Origin of the sequence: Roseateles saccharophilus (assembly GCF_004342485.1) — a bacterium.
Lineage (GTDB): Bacteria > Pseudomonadota > Gammaproteobacteria > Burkholderiales > Burkholderiaceae_C > Pelomonas > Pelomonas saccharophila.
On the sequence record NZ_SMBU01000082.1, the window covers coordinates 1 to 2,984 of the forward strand.

Here is a 2,984-nt window from a genome sequence, read left to right on the forward strand (position 1 = left end):
GTCACTCAGGCACCTCACTCAGGGTGTCCGCGATCGCCTGGAACACTGTCCGCGATCAGCCTGGAATGGGTGTCCGCGATCAGTGGAATACGCAGACCTACTGCGGCCGTTCATCCTGCAGACGCTGGCGAAGTTCCCGACGCTCGCCGCGGCGCGGCTGTTCGACATGGTCCATGAGCGCGGCTACCAGGCGGTGCTCGCCGGCCACACGGTACTGTTCGTCACCGCCGGCCAGTTGCTGGGTGACCTGGCCGCCCTGGACAGCGACTCGACGCTGCGACGCCGGCGCAGCGCTCCGAGTCGGCGCAGCGCAAGGCCACCACCCACACCCTGCCTTCGGGTGAGCCCGCGCACAGCTGGCGCACGCTGATGCAGGAGATGTCGACCCTCGTGCGCAATACCTGTCGCACGCCGGGCACCGAGTCGCACTCGCCCACCTTCTACGTCACCACGCAGGCCAACCCCACTCAGCACCGGGCGCTGGAGCTCATACGACTCTGAACATTCACGCGGGGCCGTCCCGGCCTGCAGCCGGACCTTCAGGGCCGGCAGGGCCAAGCGGCGCGGTGAAGCGCCACGGCACCCGTTTCAACCGCATGCATTGGCTGAGTACGCCATGCCGGGGCCGATCACCCCGCCTTGACCGCCTTCATGCACGAAAATCCCGCCCCATGACTTCCCAGCCCTTCCTCCCCTTTGCGCTTCCGGATCTTGGTGACGACGAGATCGCCGAAGTCGTCGACACCCTGAAATCCGGCTGGATCACCACCGGCCCCAAGGCCAAGCGCTTCGAGCAGGCGTTCGCCGAGTTCCTGGGTGACCCGCAGATCGAGTGCATCGCCGTGAACTCGGCCACCGCCGGCCTGCACCTCGCGCTGGAGGCCATCGGCCTGGGCCCCGGCGACGAAGTCATCACGACGACCCACACCTTCACCGCCACCGCCGAGGTCGTGCGCTACCTCGGCGCCGACGTGAAGCTCGTCGACATCGACCCCAAGACGATGAACATCGACATCGCCGCCATTGAGGCCGCGATCACGCCCAAGACCAAGGCCATCCTGCCCGTGCACTACGCCGGCCTGGCCGTGGACATGCTGGCCCTGCTCGACATCGCTCGCCGCCACGGCCTGCGCGTCGTCGAGGACGCGGCCCATGCGCTGCCGACGACGTTGGAGAAGGAGCTGATCGGCACCCTGGGCAGTGACGCCACCGTCTTCAGCTTCTACGCCAACAAGACGATGACGACGGGCGAGGGCGGCATGCTGGTCACGCGCAACCGCGAACTCGCCAAGCGTGCCCGCGTGATGCGCCTGCACGGCATGAGCCGCGACGCCTTCGACCGCTTCACGGCCAAGGTGCCGAGCTGGTACTACGAGATCGTCGCCCCCGGCTTCAAGTACAACCTGACCGACATCGCCGCCGCCCTGGGCCTGCACCAGCTCAAGCGCCTGCCGGCCTTCCAGGTCCGACGCGAGCAGATCGCCGAGCGCTTCAACGACGCCTTCGCCGACCTGCCCCTCATCCTGCCCCCGCAGGCCCCCGAGGGTGACACCCACGCCTGGCACCTCTACGTCGTGCGCCTGGCCGACGACGCGACCATCAACCGCGACGAGTTCATCGAAGGCATGTTCGCCGCCGGCATCGGCTGCAGCGTGCACTACGTGCCGCTTCACCAGCACCCCTACTGGCGCGACCGCTACGGCCTGACGCCCGAACAGTTCCCGCAGTCGCAGAAGGCCTACGAACGCACCATCAGCCTGCCGCTCTACACGGCGATGAGCGACGCCGACGTCGAGCGCGTGATCCAGGCGGTACGCGGACTGCTCGCTTGAGCAAACGCCTTTTCGACATCGGAGCTTCGGCGCTCGGCCTCATCCTGCTGGCGCCGCTGCTGCTGCTGGCGACCCTCTGGATCAAGCTCGACTCGCCCGGCCCGGCGCTGTTCCGCCAGACCCGCGTCGGCCGCTTCGGCCAGCCGTTCACGATCCACAAGTTCCGCACTATGCGTGTGGAACCAGGTGCGGCGATCACCGTCGGCGCCGACCCGCGCATCACGCGCTCCGGCGCGCTGCTGCGCGCGACCAAGCTGGATGAACTGCCCCAGCTCTGGGACGTGCTGCGCGGCGCGATGAGCCTCGTCGGCCCGCGGCCCGAACTGCCGCGCTACGTCGAGCTCTACCCCACCGAGCTGCGCAACCAAGTGCTGGCCGTGCGCCCCGGCATCACCGATCCCGCCTCGCTCGCTTTCAGCCACGAAGCCGAACTGCTCGCTGCAGCCAAAGACCCTGAGCGTGAATACCGCGAAGTGATCTTGCCCGCCAAGCTCAAGTTGTCGGCAGGCTACGCAGCCCGTGCCAGCCTGGCCACCGACCTGAAGCTCATCCTGCAAACCCTGAGCCGCGTGCTGCACGGCTGACCGTTGCGCGCTACTGCGCTTGTCGAGCGGCTTCAAAAGCAGACTGAGCTCGCGTCCGAAGGGCCTCCAGATCGACCCGGACATTTTTTCGATAGAGAAACGCAAGTTTCCATGCCCGCTGCGCAAGGACTTTCGCGCTGTTCTGTGCCGTTGATGCGGTGACGGGTCCACCGAAGGTTGACGAATCGGGAGGCTGCGGGGTCAGCGGTAATTCGATCTGCAAAAACAAGTGCAAAGTATCAATAAACATTCAATAATTCAATGAGTTGAACGATATCTGTCATCAGCAAATTGACGCCCGGAATCGATCGCATAGACCAGTTGGAGCCGATGCTGCCGCGAGACCAGCAGGCGGAGCCCTTGCTGGAAAAGGCGCACGACCTCATTCGCGCGAGCGAGCGACTGGCGGGGGCCGCCCGCGGGCAGTCCCTTCGGGAGATCTCGCGCTTGCTGCTGGCGATGAACTCGTACTACTCCCCGGCGGCCACCCAAAGTGCCCCACTTATGGCCACTCAAACTGCTCCACCTGGCCGGGGTGAATTGACCCGTTGAACACGGTCGGTCAGGC

The 2,984-nt window shown here is 66.1% G+C and carries 4 protein-coding genes and 1 pseudogene; 4 read left to right on the top strand and 1 reads right to left on the bottom strand.

Going from position 1 to position 2,984, the window contains the following annotated elements; translation table 11 throughout:
* Positions 1 to 184 precede the first annotated feature (184 nt).
* The 4 genes and pseudogenes from EV671_RS26345 to EV671_RS26355 all read left to right on the top strand — a co-directional run.
* Positions 185 to 286, top strand: a pseudogene (locus EV671_RS26345) (AAA family ATPase); the annotation flags it as partial.
* Positions 287 to 378: 92 nt separating this feature from the next.
* Positions 379 to 501, top strand: coding sequence for a hypothetical protein (locus tag EV671_RS27895; RefSeq protein ID WP_279388542.1), 123 nt, complete (start codon positions 379 to 381; stop codon positions 499 to 501).
* Positions 502 to 671: 170 nt separating this feature from the next.
* Entirely contained in the window at positions 672 to 1,832 is a 1,161-nt protein-coding gene (locus EV671_RS26350) for a DegT/DnrJ/EryC1/StrS family aminotransferase (RefSeq protein ID WP_132576864.1), read from the top strand.
* Positions 1,829 to 2,416, top strand: a complete 588-nt coding sequence (locus EV671_RS26355; protein ID WP_132576865.1) for a sugar transferase — start codon at positions 1,829 to 1,831, stop codon at positions 2,414 to 2,416. The genes EV671_RS26350 and EV671_RS26355 overlap by 4 nt, the downstream gene beginning before the upstream one ends.
* 10 nt (positions 2,417 to 2,426) lie before the next feature.
* Here the strand turns inward: EV671_RS26355 and EV671_RS26360 are convergent, their stop codons facing one another.
* Positions 2,427 to 2,666: a hypothetical protein gene (locus EV671_RS26360; protein ID WP_132576866.1), complete on the bottom strand. Its 240-nt coding sequence runs from the start codon at positions 2,664 to 2,666 to the stop codon at positions 2,427 to 2,429.
* Positions 2,667 to 2,984 lie beyond the last annotated feature (318 nt).

What these genes read in the sequence shown, in the direction of transcription:
- EV671_RS27895 (WP_279388542.1), top strand. Translation starts at nt 379, where the DNA reads ATGTCGACCCTCGTGCGCAATACCTGTCGCACGCCGGGCACCGAGTCG.
- EV671_RS26350 (WP_132576864.1), top strand. Translation starts at nt 672, where the DNA reads ATGACTTCCCAGCCCTTCCTCCCCTTTGCGCTTCCGGATCTTGGTGAC.
- EV671_RS26360 (WP_132576866.1), bottom strand. Translation starts at nt 2,666, where the DNA reads ATGTTTATTGATACTTTGCACTTGTTTTTGCAGATCGAATTACCGCTG.